At 76.4% G+C, this 16,364-nt stretch carries 12 protein-coding genes; 3 read left to right on the plus strand and 9 right to left on the minus strand.

The genetic code is table 11. The features are described from left to right. Positions 1-33 precede the first annotated feature (33 nt). Both ACI8AA_RS05465 and ACI8AA_RS05470 read left to right on the plus strand, forming a co-directional pair. Positions 34-822, plus strand: a complete 789-nt coding sequence (locus tag ACI8AA_RS05465; RefSeq protein WP_457043494.1) for a hypothetical protein — start codon at positions 34-36, stop codon at positions 820-822. Between the two features lie 112 nt (positions 823-934). Next, positions 935-1,516 carry a hypothetical protein gene (locus tag ACI8AA_RS05470; RefSeq protein WP_457043495.1) on the plus strand — a complete coding sequence of 194 codons (582 nt, stop codon included), beginning with the start codon at positions 935-937 and terminating at the stop codon, positions 1,514-1,516. A 66-nt stretch (positions 1,517-1,582) separates the two neighbouring features. Here ACI8AA_RS05470 and ilvC read toward each other — a convergent pair whose 3' ends face one another. The 6 genes from ilvC to ilvD form a co-directional block, all read right to left on the minus strand. Beyond that, positions 1,583-2,608: a ketol-acid reductoisomerase gene (ilvC, locus tag ACI8AA_RS05475; RefSeq protein ID WP_457043496.1), complete on the minus strand. Its 1,026-nt coding sequence runs from the start codon at positions 2,606-2,608 to the stop codon at positions 1,583-1,585. 75 nt (positions 2,609-2,683) lie between these two features. After that, positions 2,684-3,211 (minus strand): acetolactate synthase small subunit, encoded by a 528-nt coding sequence (ilvN, locus tag ACI8AA_RS05480; protein WP_456929174.1) that lies wholly within the window; start codon positions 3,209-3,211, stop codon positions 2,684-2,686. Positions 3,212-3,302: 91 nt separating this feature from the next. After that, positions 3,303-5,171, minus strand: coding sequence for an acetolactate synthase large subunit (locus ACI8AA_RS05485; RefSeq protein WP_457043497.1), 1,869 nt, complete (start codon positions 5,169-5,171; stop codon positions 3,303-3,305). A gap of 297 nt (positions 5,172-5,468) precedes the next feature. Further along, entirely contained in the window at positions 5,469-8,141 is a 2,673-nt protein-coding gene (locus ACI8AA_RS05490; RefSeq protein ID WP_457043498.1) for a putative bifunctional diguanylate cyclase/phosphodiesterase, read from the minus strand. Beyond that, complete coding sequence (locus ACI8AA_RS05495) at positions 8,134-10,806, minus strand: putative bifunctional diguanylate cyclase/phosphodiesterase (protein WP_457043499.1); 2,673 nt, start codon at positions 10,804-10,806, stop codon at positions 8,134-8,136. The genes ACI8AA_RS05490 and ACI8AA_RS05495 overlap by 8 nt, the downstream gene beginning before the upstream one ends. Before the next feature lie 105 nt (positions 10,807-10,911). Further along, complete coding sequence (gene ilvD, locus ACI8AA_RS05500) at positions 10,912-12,615, minus strand: dihydroxy-acid dehydratase (protein ID WP_457043500.1); 1,704 nt, start codon at positions 12,613-12,615, stop codon at positions 10,912-10,914. An 80-nt stretch (positions 12,616-12,695) separates the two neighbouring features. Here ilvD and ACI8AA_RS05505 point away from each other — a divergent pair, with 80 nt between their 5' ends. Beyond that, a complete protein-coding gene (locus ACI8AA_RS05505; RefSeq protein WP_457043501.1) occupies positions 12,696-13,517 on the plus strand; it encodes a helix-turn-helix transcriptional regulator in 822 nt (273 codons plus the stop codon). Here ACI8AA_RS05505 and ACI8AA_RS05510 read toward each other — a convergent pair. From ACI8AA_RS05510 to ACI8AA_RS05520, 3 genes are read right to left on the minus strand one after another with little or no spacing between them, the layout of a single operon-like run. Beyond that, on the minus strand, positions 13,514-13,894 hold the full coding sequence (locus ACI8AA_RS05510) for a PH domain-containing protein (protein WP_457043502.1): 381 nt from the start codon (positions 13,892-13,894) through the stop codon (positions 13,514-13,516). The genes ACI8AA_RS05505 and ACI8AA_RS05510 overlap by 4 nt on opposite strands. Before the next feature lie 46 nt (positions 13,895-13,940). Then, positions 13,941-14,900 carry a 2-hydroxyacid dehydrogenase gene (locus ACI8AA_RS05515; protein WP_457043503.1) on the minus strand — a complete coding sequence of 320 codons (960 nt, stop codon included), beginning with the start codon at positions 14,898-14,900 and terminating at the stop codon, positions 13,941-13,943. 11 nt (positions 14,901-14,911) lie between these two features. Beyond that, positions 14,912-16,300, minus strand: coding sequence for an NAD(P)/FAD-dependent oxidoreductase (locus ACI8AA_RS05520; RefSeq protein WP_457043504.1), 1,389 nt, complete (start codon positions 16,298-16,300; stop codon positions 14,912-14,914). Positions 16,301-16,364: the final 64 nt, after the last annotated feature.

Below are 16,364 nucleotides of genomic sequence, written 5' to 3' on the forward strand. Positions count from 1 at the left end.
CGCCGGGACGAGCCGGCGCCTCCGGAGGAGACCATGACCGACTTCAGCAAGGACAGCGGCGGGGCCTCGGCCTCCGGCCAGGGTCAGCCCCAGGACCCGTCGTACGGCCAGCAGTACGGCCAGCAGGGCCAGGGGCAGGGCCAGCAGGGCTACGGCCAGCAGTACGGCCAGGGGGGCTACGGGCAGCAGCAGGGCCACGGCCAGCAGGGGTACGGCCAGACCCAGCCGTACGGGCAGCAGGGGTACGGCCAGCAGGGCTACGGGCAGGCCCAGCCCTACGGCCAGCAGTACGGCCAGTACGGGCAGCCGGGTCCCTACGGCCAGCAGTACGGGCAGTACGGGCAGGGCGGGGTCCCGGCCAAGCCGGGCGGCGTCGTGACCGCGGCCGTGCTGGGCTTCGTGCTGGGCGCGATCGGCGTCCTGATCAGCCTGCTGCTGGTCTTCGCGGGCGCCGTGGCCAGCAGCGCCGGCGACGAGCTGGACAGCGAGATCCCCGGCTTCGGGTCGGTCGCCGGCACGGTCGGCGGCGTGATCCTGGTGTTCGGCCTCATCGCGCTGGTGTGGACCGTCGTCACGATCTGGGGCTCGGTGTGGGCGCTGACCGGGCGCAGCCGCGTGATGCTCCTGGTCGGCGGCTCGATCGCGCTGGCCTTCACCCTGTTCGGCCTGATCGGCAACCTCGCCGACGCCGACACCGCCGGAGCCGGCGGGATCGTCACCAGCCTGCTGTTCTTCCTGGCCGCGCTGGCGATCGTCGTGCTGCTGTCCCTGAAGCCCGCCGCGGCCTTCTTCGCGGCACACCGCGCCCGCCGCGGTCGTTGAGTCCGTCCGTGGGGGGACGCCGCGTCGGCGGACCCCCACGGATGCCAGCGAGCCCCTACACTCCGCCGCCGACCGCCGACAGGGCGGAGCCACCTCCAGGAGGAACCCGAGCATGACCAACCCCAGCTTCGACAAGAACACGCCGCCGGGGGGGCAGCCCGGGTACGGCGCGCCCGGCGCGCAGCCCTACGGCCAGCAGCCCTACGGCGCCCAGCCGTACGGCCAGCAGGCGCCCGGCAACCCGGCCCCCTACGGCGGCGGCTTCGGCGGCCCCTCCCCCTACGGCGGCGCCCCGGCCGGGCAGCGTCCCGGGCAGGTCACCGCGGCTGCGGTGATCGGCGTCGTCATCGGCGGCCTGGGCTCGCTGTTCGGCCTGATCGCCATCCTGGGGATCGGCCTGCTGTTCGCGCTCAGCCCGCTGCTCGGGATCGTCACCCTGCTGGCGGTCGCCACGGCCGTCGTCGTCCTGGTCGGCGGCATCCAGGTGCTCACCGGCAAGTCGCCGCGGCTGCTGCTCCTCGGCAGCTACGCCTCGATCGGCATCCAGCTGCTGACGCTGGTCATCTCGCTGGCCGTCGGCGGCGGGTTCGAGTTCTCGGCGCTGCTCGGCTTCGTGCTGCCGGGCCTGATCGTCTTCTTCCTCCAGCAGCCGCAGTCCAGGCAGTACTTCGCCTCGCGGGGCCTGGCCTACTGACCTCCCCGCACACGCGAACGGCCCCCGCTGCCGGCAGGCAGCGGGGGCCGTTCGCGTTGCCGGACGCTACGAGCGGGCGGCGGTGCCGGTGTAGTCGTCGGAGGCCGACACCCAGCTCATCAGGCCGCGCAGCTTGCGGCCGGTCTCCTCGATCGGGTGCGCCTCGGCCTCGGCGCGGCGGCGCTTGAAGTCCGGCGCCCCGGCGTCCTGGTCGGCGATGAAGGCCGCGGCCCACGAGCCGTCCTTGATCGCGGCGAGGACCTCCTTCATCGACTCCTTGACGCGGGCGTCGATGACCTTCGGGCCGGAGGTGTAGTCGCCGTACTCGGCGGTGTCGGACACCGACCAGCGCTGCTTGGCGATGCCGCCCTCGTACATGAGGTCGACGATCAGCTTCAACTCGTGCAGGCACTCGAAGTAGGCGACCTCGGGCTGGTAACCGGCCTCGGTGAGGGTCTCGAACCCGGCGGTGATCAGCGCGCTGGCGCCGCCGCAGAGGACGGCCTGCTCGCCGAACAGGTCGGTCTCGGTCTCCTCGGCGAAGGTGGTCCTGATGACGCCGGCGCGGGCGCCGCCGATGGCCTTGGCGTAGGACAGCGCGAGCTGGAGGGCCTGCCCGCTCGCGTCCTGCTCGACGGCGACCAGGCAGGGCACGCCCTTGCCGTTCTCGAACTCGCGGCGGACGAGGTGGCCCGGGCCCTTGGGGGCGACCATCGCGACGTCGACGCCGGCCGGGGGCTTGATGTAGCCGAAGCGGATGTTGAAGCCGTGGCCGAAGAACAGCGCGTCGCCGTCCTGCAGGTTGGGCTCGATCGACTCGCTGTACAGCGTCCGCTGCACGTGGTCCGGCGCCAGGATCATGACCAGGTCGGCCTCGGCGGCGGCCTCGGCCGGCGTGACGACCCGCAGGCCCTCGGCCTCGGCCTTGGCCCGGCTCTTGCTGCCCTCGGGCAGCCCGACGCGGACGTCCACCCCGGAGTCGCGCAGCGACAGGGCGTGCGCGTGGCCCTGGCTGCCGTAGCCGATGACGGCGACCGTGCGCCCCTGGATGATCGACAGGTCGGCGTCGTCGTCGTAGAAGATCTCGGCCATGCGGTGCGTGCTCCTTCGGTTGTTCTCGTGCGGGGGTGCGGGGACTGGGCGCCGCGGGGACCGGGCGCTGCGGGGCTAGGCGCTGCGGTCGACCGGGCGCAAGGTACCGGCGCCGCTCATCGAGCGCGGACCCCGGCCGAGGGCCACGGTGCCCGACTGCGCCATCTCCTTGATCCCGAGCGGGGCGAGGACGGCGAGCAGGGCCTGCAGCTTGTCCGGGGTGCCGGTGGCCTCGAGGGTCACGGTGTCGGTGTTGACGTCGACGACGCGGGCGCGGAACAGCTCGGCGGTCTGCAGCACCGTGGTGCGCTCGGCCATCGGCGCGCGCACCTTGACCAGCAGGAGCTCGCGCTGGACCGCGGCGCCGCCGTCGAGCTCGACGATCTTGATGACCTCGACGAGCTTGTTGAGCTGCTTGGTCACCTGCTCCAGCGGCGCGGACTCGGCGTCGACGACGATCGTCATCCGCGACAGGTCGGGGTTCTCGGTGGGCCCGACGGCCAGCGACTCGATGTTGAACGCGCGCCGGCTGAACAGCGCCGAGACGCGGGCCAGCACACCGGCCTTGTTCTCGACCAGGACCGACAGGGTGTGGCGGGTCATCTGAGGGGAACCTGCTTCCGATTCGTCGTTCGGCCCGGTTCCAGGGGCCCGCCGCGAGCGTGCGAGCGGCGGGGAGGAACGGGGTCCTTCATCAGACCTGGTCGTCGCCGAAGACCGGGCGCAGGCCGCGCGCGGCGAGGATGTCGTCGTTGCTGGCGCCCGCGGCGACCATCGGCCACACCTGGGCGTCGTGGCCGACGACGAAGTCGATGACCACCGGCGCGTCGTCGATCGCCATGGCCTTCTGGATCACGGCGTCGACGTCGTCCTTGCTCTCGCAGCGCAGCCCGACGCAGCCCATCGCCTCGGCCAGCATCACGAAGTCGGGGATGCGCACCGGCTTGGGCCGGCCCTCGTCGTCCACCGGGTGCAGCTTGGTGTTGGAGTAGCGGCCCTCGTAGAAGAGGGTCTGCCACTGCCGGACCATGCCGAGGTTGCCGTTGTTGATGATCGCGATCTTGACCGGGATGCCCTCGATGGCGCAGGTGGCCAGCTCCTGGTTGGTCATCTGGAAGCAGCCGTCGCCGTCGATCGCCCAGACCGTGGTCCCGGGGCGGCCGTACTTGGCGCCCATGGCCGCGGGGACGGCGTAGCCCATCGTCCCGGCGCCGCCGCTGTTGAGCCACGTGCCGGGCTTCTCGTACCGGATGAACTGCGCGGCCCACATCTGGTGCTGACCGACGCCGGAGGCGTAGATCGCGTCCGGGCCGGCGATCGCGCCGAGCCGCTCGATGACGTACTGCGGCGACAGCGAGCCGTCCTCGGGCCAGTCGTAGCCCAGCGGGTAGCGGGCCCGCCAGTCGTCGAGCTGGGCCCACCAGGCGGCGAGGTCGGGCGTGCGGCCGGCGGCGTGCTCGGCGCGCAGCGCGGTCACGAGCTCCGCGATCGTCTCCTTCGCGTCGCCGACGATCGGCACGTCGGCCCGGCGGTTCTTGCCGATCTCGGCCGGGTCGATGTCGGCGTGGACCACCAGCGCGCCGGGCGCGAAGGAGGACAGCTGGCCGGTCACCCGGTCGTCGAAGCGGGCGCCGAGCGCGACGAGGACGTCGGCCTTCTGCAGCGCGGTGACCGCGGCGACGGTGCCGTGCATGCCGGGCATGCCCAGGTGCTGCGGCGAGCTGTCGGGGAACGCGCCGCGGGCCATGAGGGTGGTGACGACCGGCGCCCCGGTGAGCTCGGCGAGCTCGGCGAGCTCCTCGGTCGCGCGGGCCTTGAGCACCCCGCCGCCGACGTAGAGGACCGGCCGGCGGGCGCCGGCGATCAGCGCGGCGGCCTCGCGGACCTGCTTGCCGTGCGGGCGGGTGGTCGGCTTGTAGCCGGGCAGGTCCAGCCGCGGCGGCCAGGAGAAGTCGGTGGTCGCCTGCAGCACGTCCTTGGGGATGTCGACCAGGACCGGGCCGGGGCGGCCGGTGGCGGCGAGGTGGAAGGCCTCGGCGATCCGCTGCGGGATCTCCGCCGGGTCGGTGACCAGGAAGTTGTGCTTGGTGATCGGCATCGTGATGCCGCGGATGTCCGCCTCCTGGAAGGCGTCGGTCCCGATCGCCCCGCTGGGCACCTGGCCGGTGATCGCGACGATCGGCACCGAGTCCATGTAGGCGTCGGCCAGCGGGGTGACCAGGTTGGTCGCACCCGGGCCGGAGGTGGCCATGCAGACGCCGACCCGGCCGGTGGCCTGCGCGTACCCGGTGGCCGCGTGCCCGGCGCCCTGCTCGTGCCGGACGAGGACGTGCCGCACGCGCGAGTCGAACAGCGGGTCGTAGGCGGGCAGGATCGCGCCGCCCGGGATGCCGAAGACCACCTCGACGCCCGCGGCCTCGAGCGAGCGGACCAGGCTCTGCGCGCCGGTGATGCCGGTCGCGGGCTCGGCGGCGGACTCGGCGATCGAGCGGGCCGTCGTCTCGACACCGGCGAGGGCCGCGGCGGCCTCTCGGGTGGCGGACTCGCTCGGGGTGCTGGTCATGCGGGGCGTCTCCTGTGCCGGACGGGCGGGACGGGCGTGCGGTTCCGGGTGTCTGCTCGGTGTCGCCCGGGTGCGGGGAGGGTCCCGGCTGTCCGCCGGGCCGGCCCCGCCCCGGGCCTCGTGCCAACAAAAAACCCCTCGTGCCGTGGGCACAGAGGGGCGTAGCGCGTCGGTCGGGCGACCGGCGCGCTAGGCGACTACGAGGAGCAGGCGGGCGGAGGTCACGCGGACACTGTGCGCCTCGACCGCCGCGACGTCAACCAGGCTGTCCCACACAGTGGGATCGTGTCGTCCGTGTCATGGGACGGCGACGGGCACCGGGCCGGTCGGCAGGGCGGGATCGAAGGCGTCGACCAGCGCCGGCAGGGCGGCGCCGGGGACGGGCCGGCCGATCAGCCAGCCCTGCAGGAACCGGCAGCCGAGCGCGGTGAGGACCGCCATCTGCTCGGGGGTCTCCACGCCCTCGGCGACGACGTCCATGCCGAGCGTGCGGCCGAGGTCGACGACGCTGCCGACCAGGGCCGCGCCGCGCGGGTCGGTGTCGATGCCGGACACGAAGCCGCGGTCCATCTTCAGCACCTGCACGGGCAGCCGGGCGAGGTAGGCCAGCGACGAGTAGCCCTTGCCGAAGTCGTCGAGGGAGACGATGCAGCCCAGCGCCGACAGCTCGGCGAGCTCGGCGAGCAGCCGCTCGTCGTCGTCCATGAGGACGCTCTCGGTGACCTCGACCATCAGCAGGTGCGCGGGCAGGCCCGAGCGCTGCAGGGCGCGGGTGACGTCCTCGACCAGGCAGCGCGCCTGCAGGTGGCGCACGGAGATGTTGACGCCGAGCTTGAGGTCCCGGCCCTGTGCGACGAGGCGGGCGTGCTCGGTGGTCGCCGTCTGCAGCACCCACCGCTGCAGCGGCACGATCAGCCCGTCCTCCTCGGCCAGGCCGATGAACTCCTCCGGCGGCACCGGGCCGAGCACCGGGTGGTCCCAGCGCACCAGGGCCTCGACGCCCAGGACGCGGCGCTCCTCCACTCCGGCGACGGGCTGGTAGACCACCCGCAGCTGGCCCCGCTCGATGGCGGCGGGCAGGTCGCGGGCCAGCCGGCTGCGCCGAGCGGACTCCTCCACCAGCGCCTCCCCCGAGGCCCGGACGCCGTTCTTGCCCTGCGCCTTGACCGTGCGCAGCGCGAGGTCGGCCTCGCGGACGGTCGCCGAGGCGTCGGCGCCGGCCACCACCTCGGTGACGCCGACGCTCGCAGAGGTGCGCAACACCGGGCCGGCGCCCTCCGGGTCGCCCGGGGCGGCGTAGCGCTGGGTGCGGTCCAGCCGCGCGACCAGCCGCTCGGCCAGGGCCAGCGCCTCGTCAGGGCCGGCGTCGACGACGAGGGCGAACTCGTCGCCGCCGAGCCGGGCGACCAGGTCCCCGGCGCGGGCCTCGGCGCGCAGCGAGTCGGCCACCTCGCACAGCAGCCGGTCCCCCGCGTCGTGCCCGGCGACGTCGTTGACCGCCTTGAAGCCGTCGAGGTCGAGCAGCAGCACGCAGGAGCGCCGGCCGCGGGACACCTGGGTCAGGGCGCCGTCCAGGGCGGCCATGAAGCGGGCGCGGTTGGGCAGCCCGGTGAGCGAGTCGGTGTAGGCCAGGCGCTCGAGCTCGCGCTGCCCGGCGCGGCGCTCGGTGACGTCGCGCAGGTGCAGCACCAGCCCGTCGCCGGAACGGCGGCCCGCCGCGGGGGCGGCGCCGGTGACCTCGACGTCGCGCCACGTGCCGTCGGTGGCGCGCAGCCGGCCGGTGGCGGGCAGGCCGTCGGGCGTGCCGTCCCGGAGCGCGGCGGAGACGCGGTCGAGCAGGTCCCGGTCCCCCGGGTGCAGGAGGGCCAGCAGCACCTGGCCGCGCAGGTCCTCCTCCGCGACGCCGAGCCGCTCGGCGACCGGGCCGGTCGCGGAGGTGACGCGGCCGGAGCCGTCGAGGACCAGCGTGACGGCGTCGCCGCTGTGCACCAGCGCGCGGAACCAGCCCTCGGTCCGCTCGAGCCGGCGGGTGAGCGCCGCGGCGTCCAGGGCCCAGTAGAGCGTCCGCGCCGAGGTGAGCAGGAGGAGGACGACGGTCGCGGCGGCCTCGGCCGCGGGCAGCGGGCGGCCGGCGACGGCGCCGCCGGCGACCGCGAGCAGCGCGGCGGTGGCCGCGCCGTGGGCGAGGACGCCCCCGCGCAGGGGCAGCGCGCGGCGGCCGGCGCCGGTGTCGGCGTGCGCGCCGGCGTCGGCCCGGGCGGCGCACAGGCCGGCGGCGAGCATGGCCAGCCAGCCGAGCACGACGACCACGCCCCAGCCCGGGGCGGTGCCCGCCGAGGTGCGGCCCAGCGCGCCGGCGAGTGCGACCAGTGACATCGCGACGAAGGCGGCGAGCAGCCAGCCGGCGGCGCGGCGGCGGCCCTCGGGGACGGCGGTGAGGGTGACCAGGCCGATGCCGCACAGGAGCGCCCCGACCAGGGGGGAGCCGGCCGTGATCAGCCCGCTGCCCGGCCCGGTGGTCCGGGCGACGAGGTCGCCGAGCAGCACGCTGCCGAGCAGGGCGACGGCGACGGTGACGACCACGCCGTCGAGCAGCACCCGCGTGCCCAGCCGCCGGTGCGATCGCGGCGGCAGCAGCAGGAGCGCCACCGAGACGGCGACCGGGACGCCGAGCAGCGTCAGGAGGTCCTCGACGCCGCCGGTGGCGAGGTCGCGACCGGGTGCGGCGAGGGCCAGCGCCTGGCCGAGGGCGAGCAGCGCGCCGGCGGCGGACAGCGCCCGCCAGGGCCGGCCGGCGCGCCCGGGGAGCCGGGCGGCCCAGCGGGCGAGCACCGCGGCCGAGGCGGCGGACGCCGTCCCGAGCGCGGCGGGCACCAGCCAGTCGGGCGCACCGGTGAGCAGACCGGCGACGGCGGCGACGCCGAGGACTGCCAGCAGGACGTGGACCGCCGGGGCGGCGCGGTCAGCCACGGCGGCCGGCCCGGACGGTGGAGGGCTCGGCCGGCGCCGGGACCGGGTCGGCCGAGGACCCGACCAGCCCCGGCCACAGCAGGCCCGCGCCGTCGCGCAGCAGCGCCACGAGGTCGGCCAGCGGCAGCGGGCGGGACAGCAGGAAGCCCTGCGCCTGGTCGACGCCCAGGCCGCGGAGCACGCCGAGCTGGGCCGGCGTCTCGACGCCCTCGGCGACGACCTGCAGCCCCAGGGACCGGCCGACGGTCACGACCGCCTCGCACAGCGCGCGGCTCTGCCGGTCGCGGTCGACGCGGGAGACGAAGGACCGGTCGAGCTTGAGCACGTCGACCGGGAGCCGGGTGAGCAGGCCCAGCGACGACGAGCCGGTGCCGAAGTCGTCCAGGGCCACGTGCACGCCCATGAGCCGCAGCGCCTCGGCGTCGACGGCCACGGAGTCGCCCTCGGCCAGCACGGTCGACTCGGTGACCTCCAGGACCAGCCGCTCGGGCGCCAGGCCGGAGGCGGACAGCGCGCCGGCGACGTCGTCGACGAGGGTGCGCTCCGCCACGTGCGCGGCGGAGACGTTCATGCCGATCCGCAGGGGCCCGCCGTCGCCGGCCGGCAGCACGGCGGCGGCCGCGGTGATCTCCCGCAGCGCCCAGCGCTGCAGCTCGCCGACGACCCCGGCTCGCTCGGCGATCGGGACGAACTCCCGCGGCGGGACCTCCCCCAGTTCCGGGTGCCGCCAGCGCAGCAGCGCCTCGACGCCGGAGACCCGCTTGTCGGCCATCGACACCACCGGCTGGAACGCCAGCCACAGCTCCCCGCGGCCGGCGGCGCCGGGCAGGTCCGCGCGCAGCCGGTCGCGGCGGGCGGCGGCCGCGCCGAGCGCCGGTGTCCAGCAGGTGGCGCGCGCCGAGCGGGAGGCCCGGGCGGCCGCGACCGCGAGCTCGGCGCGGGCGCCGACCTCGGCGGCGCCGGTCCCCGGCTCGACGACGACCACGCCGACGGTGGCGGTGAGGTCGAAGACGCCGGCGGCGGTGGTCACCGGCTGCTCGAGCAGGGCCAGGCAGCGGTCGGCGAGCAGCGCGGCGGTGTCGTCGTCGCCCTCGGCCAGGACCGCGTAGGTGCCGCCGACCAGCCGGGCGACGACCTCGTCGCCGCGCACGGCGGCGCGCAGCCGCCGGCCCAGCTCGACGAGGACGGCGGCGACGGCGTCGCGGCCGGCGTGCTCGCGGACCTCGTCCAGGCCGGCGACCTCGACGAGCAGGACCGCGGACCCGGCGCGGGCGGTCGCGGGCTCCAGGGCTGCGTCCCAGCCGGCCCGGTTGGGCAGGCCGGTGAGCGCGTCGGTGAACGCCAGCTCCTCCAGCGCCCGCTCGCGGGCCTCCCGCTCGGTCACGTCGCGGCAGTGCAGCACCACCGAGGCGACCGCGGGGTCGCTGCGCAGGTCGGAGACGCTGGCCTCGAGGCAGCGCCGGGCGCCGCCCGCGTCGCGGACGTGCAGCGTCACCAGCCCGCCGGTGCCGGCGTCGGTGCCGGCGTCGAGGACCCGGCGCAGCGCGGCGGCGTCCGCGGGCTCCAGGGTCCCGGGCCGGCCGGCGGCGCCGGAGAGCACGTCGCGGCCGAGGAGCTGCTGCGGCGTGGCGCCGACGAGCGCGGCCATCGCCGGGGAGACCCAGCCGACGCGCAGCCGGGCGTCGAGGACGAGGACGGCGTCGCGGCCGGAGTGCAGCAGGTGGCGGAAGTAGGCCTCGTCGCGGCGCAGCCGGGCGCCGCGCTGGTGGTCCTCGCGGGCGGTGACCCAGCGGTGCGCGGCGGCCAGGCCCACGCAGGCCAGGGCCCCGGCGAGGGTGACCGCGGTCGGCCGGGTGCCCAGCGCCAGCGGAACGACGACGAGCGCCACCACGGCCACCAGCGCCAGGTGCGGCAGGACCGAGCGCAGCGGGTCGGCGCGGCCGTCGGCCGCGCGGCGCGGGACGTCCGGGCCGGTGCCGGGGTCGAGCAGGCGGGCGAGGACCAGCAGCGCCAGGCCGACGACGACGGCCACACGGGTGGCCGGGACGACCTCGTGCGCGCCGAGCAGCGTGGCGGAGGTGGCGGTGCCGCGCGCGGCGCACAGCAGGACGAGGCCGCCGAGCAGCACCGCGGCCATGCGCCGGCGGTGCGCCTCGACCGCCCCGAGGACGGTGAGGCCGGCGGCCATGGTGGCGGCCGCGGCCACGACCGCGGCGCCCAGGACGAGCTGCGCGCCCAGGGACAGCGCGGACCAGCTGTTTCCCGGGCCGACCAGCAGGAACTGCATGACGGCGAGCGCGGCGACGCCGAAGAGGGCGAGCTCGAGCGTCGTCCGCCGGCAGGTGCGCCGCAGGCTGGACCGCTCGACCATGCCGAGCAGGGCCACGACCACGAGGACGTAGCCGGGGACGGTGGGCAGCCAGCGCAGCACCACCGCGGACAGCACCGTCTCCGGCCGGGCCGCGGTGGCGAGGACCAGGCCGAGGACGGGGAACAGCGCCGCGGCGGCGAGCACCCGCCACGGCGGGGTGGAGGGGTCACCGGGCCGGCTCAGCGCCAGCAGCGCGAGCGCGGTGAGCACCCCGGCCAGGCCGGTGACGGCGTCGGAGACCGGGTCCAGCGCGGGCACGGCGACCGCCAGGGCGCACGCCGCTGCGGCCGGCACGGCACACGCCAGCAGCCACCTGATCCGCCTGTCCACACCGGGGGTGTCGGCAGCGGCGCTCCCCGGGACCAGTTCCCGGGGAGCGCCGTCACCCCATCGGGGGGACTAGCCGCAGATGGCGCCGTTGGCCGCGGAGCCGACCAGCTTGGCGTACTTGCCGAGGACGCCGGTGGTGTAGCGCGGGGGCAGCGGCGCCCAGTCCGCGCGGCGGCGGGCCAGCTCGTCGTCGTCCACCAGCAGGTCCAGCGTGCGGGTGGTGAGGTCCAGCCGGACCGGGTCGCCGTCGCGGACCAGCGCGATCGGGCCGCCCTCGGTGGCCTCCGGCGCGACGTGGCCGATGCACAGCCCGGTGGTGCCGCCGGAGAACCGGCCGTCGGTGAGCAGCAGGACGTCCTTGCCCAGGCCCGCGCCCTTGATCGCGCCGGTGACGGCGAGCATCTCGCGCATGCCCGGGCCGCCCTTGGGCCCCTCGTACCGGATGACGACGACGTCGCCGGCCTGCAGCGTGCCCTCGGTGACGGCGTCCATGGCGCCCTGCTCGCCGTCGAAGACCCGGGCGGTGCCCTCGAACACGTCGCGGTCGAAGCCGGCCGACTTCACCACGGCGCCCTCCGGCGCCAGCGAGCCGTGCAGGATCGTCAGGCCGCCGGTGCGGTGGATGGGCTGGGACATCGCGTGGATGATCGCGCCGTCGGGGTCCGGCGGGGCGATCTCGGCGAGGTTCTCGGCCATCGTCTTCCCGGTCACGGTGAGCGTGTCGCCGTGCAGCAGACCGGCGTCGAGCAGCGCGCGCAGCACGACCGGGACGCCGCCGATGCGGTCGACGTCGGTCATGACGTACCGGCCGAAGGGCTTGACGTCGGCCAGGTGCGGCGTGCGGTCGCCGATCCGGTTGAAGTCGTCGAGGGTGAGCTCGACCTGCGCCTCGTGCGCGATGGCCATGAGGTGCAGGACCGCGTTGGTGGAGCCTCCCAGCGCCATGACCACGGTGATCGCGTTCTCGAACGCCTGCCGGGTCATGATCTGCCGCGCGGTGATGCCCTTCCGCAGCAGGTTGACCACGGCCTCGCCGGAGGCGACGGCGAAGGCGTCGCGGCGGCTGTCGGGCGCCGGCGGGGCGGCGCTGCCGGGCAGGCTCATGCCCAGCGCCTCGGCGACGCTGGCCATCGTGTTGGCGGTGTACATGCCGCCGCAGGAGCCCATGCCGGGGCAGGCGGCCCGCTCGACGGCGGCCAGCTCGTCCTGGGTGATCAGCCCGCGGGCGCAGGCGCCGACGGCCTCGAAGACGTCGATGATCGTCAGGTCGTCGCGGTCGCCGAGCTTCCCGGGCAGCGTGGAGCCCGAGTAGAGGAAGACGCTGGCGAGGTCCAGCCGGGCGGCGGCCATGAGCATGCCGGGCAGGGACTTGTCGCAGCCGGCGAGCAGCACCGAGCCGTCGAGCCGCTCGGCGAACATGACCGTCTCCACCGAGTCCGCGATGACCTCCCGGCTGACCAGCGAGGCGCGCATGCCCTCGTGGCCCATGGAGATGCCGTCGGAGACCGAGATGGTGCCGAACTCCAGCGGGAAGCCGCCGGCGGCGTGCACGCCCTCCTTGGCCCGCTTGGCCAGCCGGTCCAGCGAGAGGTTGCACGGGGTGATCTCGTTCCACGACGAGGCCACGCCGATCTGCGGCTTGTCCCAGTCGTCGTCGCCCATGCCGACGGCGCGCAGCATCGCGCGGGCCGGGGCCCTGGTGATGCCGTCGGTCACCTCGCGGCTGCGCGGCTTGACGTCGGCGGTGGTGCGGGGGTCGTCCACGGTCGTCACGCCCGCGAGCGTAGGCGCGGTCCCGGGGCGCTCCCAGACGCCGTCGATACTGGTACCGACACCACCACCCGGGAGCCGCCGTGTCCGCCACCGCCCGCCGCGAGCTCGGCGAGTTCCTCCGCTCGCGCCGCTCCCAGGTCGACCCGCGCGACACCGGCCTGCCCGCCGGCGGCCCCCGGCGCACGCCGGGGCTGCGCCGCGAGGAGGTCGCGCTGCTGTCCGGGGTGAGCTCCACCTGGTACACGTGGCTGGAGCAGGGCCGCGACATCCGCCCGTCCCGGCAGGTGGTCGACGCGCTCGCCCGCACGCTGCGCATGACGCCGGCCGAGCACGGCTACGTGCTGCGGCTGACCGGCCACGGCGGCGCCGCGCCCGGCGACCCCGGGGGCGGGATGCCCGGGCACGTGCAGCGCCTGCTCGACGCGCTCGGCCCCTCCCCCGCCTACGCGATCACCGCCGACTGGTGGATCGCCGGGTGGAACCGCGCCTACCAGCGCTTCTACCCCGGGGTGGCCGCCGCCCCCGCGGACCGGCGCAACCTGCTGGAGCTGGTGTTCACCGACCCGGCGGTGCGGGCGCTGCTGGCGGACTGGGCCGGGGACAGCCGCCGCTTCCTCACCCAGTTCCGCGCCGAGGTGGGCCCGCGGCTGGCCGACCCGGCGGTCGTCGACCTCGTCGCCCGGCTCGAGGCGGCCAGCCCGGAGTTCCGTGCCGGGTGGGCCAGCCACGACGTCGACCGGTTCAGCTCCGCCGAGCGCCGCTTCGAGCACCCCGAGGTGGGCAGCCTGCTGCTCGAGCACCACCAGCTCACGCCGGCCGACGCCCCCGGGCTGCAGCTGGTCGTCTACACCGCGGCCGAGGGCAGCGAGTCGGCCGGGCGGCTGCGCGCGCTCGCGGGCTAGGCGGCAGGCGGCGCCGGGACGTCGAAGCGGCCGCCGGACCACCCGGCCAGCCGCGGCAGGTCGCGGGCGCGCAGGACCGGCAGCCGCACCTCCCCGCCGCCGGTGGTGACCAGCACCAGTCGGGCGTTGCGGCCGACGCGGATGCCGGCCAGGTCGTCCCAGGCCACGCGGCGCTGCCCGAGCAGCCCGCGCGTGGTGATCGCCTCCTCGTCGACGTCGACGCCCACTCGCAGCACCCAGACCGCCGCTAGCAGCGGCAGCAGCAGGACCAGCGCGGCCCACGGCGAGGCGGCGGCGAAGGGCAGCACGCAGACGGCGAGGAAGACGACGGGGAGCAGCGCGACCCGGCTCAGCCGCATGCGCGCGAGGGTTGTCACGTCCCCATGATCCCGCGTGGCCGGACCACGATCCCGAGGTCCGGCGTCAGTAGTCGCCGACGACGTCGGCCAGGGGCTCCCCGGCCAGAACCCGGCGCAGCTGCGCGAGGACGGCGGCCTCCGACCGCGCGGCCGTCTGCGGCACCGCCCCGCCCACGTGCGGGGTGAGCAGCAGTCCCGGCGCGGACCACAGCGGGTGCCCCTCGGGCAGCGGCTCGGGCTCGGTGACGTCGAGCGCGGCGCGCAGCCGGCCCGCGGTCAGCTCGGCCACCAGCGCGTCGGTGTCGACGACGACCCCGCGGGCGGCGTTGACCAGCAGCGCGCCGTCCTTCATCGCGGCGAGGAAGCCCGCGTCGACCAGGCCGGTGGTCTCCGGGGTGACCGGCACGACGAGGACGACGACGTCGGCGTCGGGCAGCAGCCGCGGCAGCTCGTCGGTGCCGTGGACGCCGTCGCGGGCGGTGCGCGCGACGTAGGTCAGCTCGACGTCGAAGCCGGACACCATCGCGCCGATCCGCCGGCCGATGTCCCCGGCGCCGACGACGAGCACCCGCGCCCCGACCAGCGAGGAGAACGTGCCCGGGCTCCACCGGCCGGCGTCCTGCGCGCGGACCAGCTCGGGCAGGCCGCGCTGGGCGGCCAGCGTCGCGGCCAGCACCCACTCGGCGGTCGAGGGCGTGTGCGCGCCGCGGGCGTTGCACAGCACGACGCCCTCGGGCAGCCGGCCGACGAACCGCTCGGCGCCGGCGCTGACCAGCTGGACCAGCCGCAGCCGTGGGAGCGCGGCGAGGAACGCCTCGTCGGGGCTCGCGCCGCCGCTGGGCGGCACCCACACCTGCGCCTGCGCGGCCTCCTGCGGCGGCGGGCCGTCGGCGGGGTCGGCGCGGAACGCGCGCACGCGCGGGGACAGCGCCTCCACCGCCGCGGCCATCGCCCGCGAGGGCACCAGGACGGTCAGGGTCTCGTCGGGGCCGACGACGTCGGTGCCGCGGATCTCGGGGGCCACGGCCCCCGACCCTAGGAGGCGCCGGCGGCGACCTCCGGGCCGGGAACCGCCTGCGGCGCGAGGCCCTGGGCGGTGGCGATGCGCGCGTCCTCGGGCCGGACGACCGACAGCTGGGTGGACTCCGGCGGCAGCACCGTCTGGAACAGCCAGTCGGCCGCGACCCGCACCCGGTTGGCCATCGCCGGCATCGCGTAGAGGTGGTAGCCGCGGGTGACGACCTTGGCCAGCGGCCCGGTCAGCGGCACGCCCAGCGGCCGGGCCACGGCGTCCCAGCCGCCGAGGTCGGCGACCAGGCCGAGGTCGCGGTGCCGGTACCGGCGGGGCCGGCCGACGCCGAGGCTGGCGGCGACGTTGCGGCCGAGGACGGCGCCCTGCCGCTGGGCGTGCTGCGCCGTCGGCGGGGTGTCCGGCAGCTCGCCGTCCTGCTCCCCGGCGGCGAGGTCGGGGACGGCGGCCGCGTCGCCCGCGGCCCACACGCCGGCCACGCCCGGGACGGCGAGGTCGGGATCGACGGCGAGCCGCCCCCGGCGCAGCGGCAGCCCCAGCCGGCCGACCAGCGGGTGCGCGACGACCCCGGCGCCCCACACCAGCGTGCGGGTGGGGATCGTCTCGCCGTCGGTGAGGACGACGGCGTCCTCGTCGGCGGAGACCACCGACGTGCGGAGCCGGACGTCGACGCCGCGGCGGGCGAGCACGTCCAGCGCGCGGCGGCCGAGCTCGGGGCCCAGCTCCGGCAGCACCGCGGGCGCGAGGTCGACCAGCACCCACCGCACCTCGGCGGCGCGGGTGCGGTCCCACCGGCCCTCGATCCGGCGCAGCCAGCGCTGGGTCTGGGCGACCACCTCGGTGCCGGTGTAGCCCGCACCGACGGCGACCACGGTGAGCCGCGCGGCGCGCTCCGCGCGGCCGGCCGGGGTGTCGGGCAGGGCGTCGGCGAGGTCGAGCTGCTCGAGCAGGTGGTCGCGGAGGAACACCGCCTCGACCAGCGTCTTGAGCGCCCGGCCGTGCTCGGGGACCCCGGGGACCGGCACCTGGCGGGTCACCGCGCCCGGCATGAGCAGGAGCCGGTCCCACGACATCGCCGTCGGCGTCCCGTGCGCGGGTCGCAGCGTGAGCGAGCGCGCGGCCAGGTCGACGTCCTCGACCCGGCCCAGCACCAGGCGCACCCGGGGCAGCAGCCGCCGCAGCGAGACCGCGATGTGCCGCGCCTCGACCACGCCGGTGGCCACCTCGGGCAGCAGCGGGCTGTAGAGCAGGTAGTCCGTCGGCGTGACCAGGACCAGGTCGGCGGCGTCCGGGGGGAGCAGCCGCTGCAGCCGGCGCAGGGCGGTGAGCCCGGCGAAGCCGCCGCCGACCGTGACCACCCGCGGCCGCCCGCCGCCGTCTCCCGCGATGCGCATGCCGGCCTCCGCTGCTCGCCCGGGTGAGGTCGGCAACCTACCGGGGACCGGCACCGCTCCGGGG

The organism is Geodermatophilus sp. SYSU D01180, assembly GCF_054050415.1.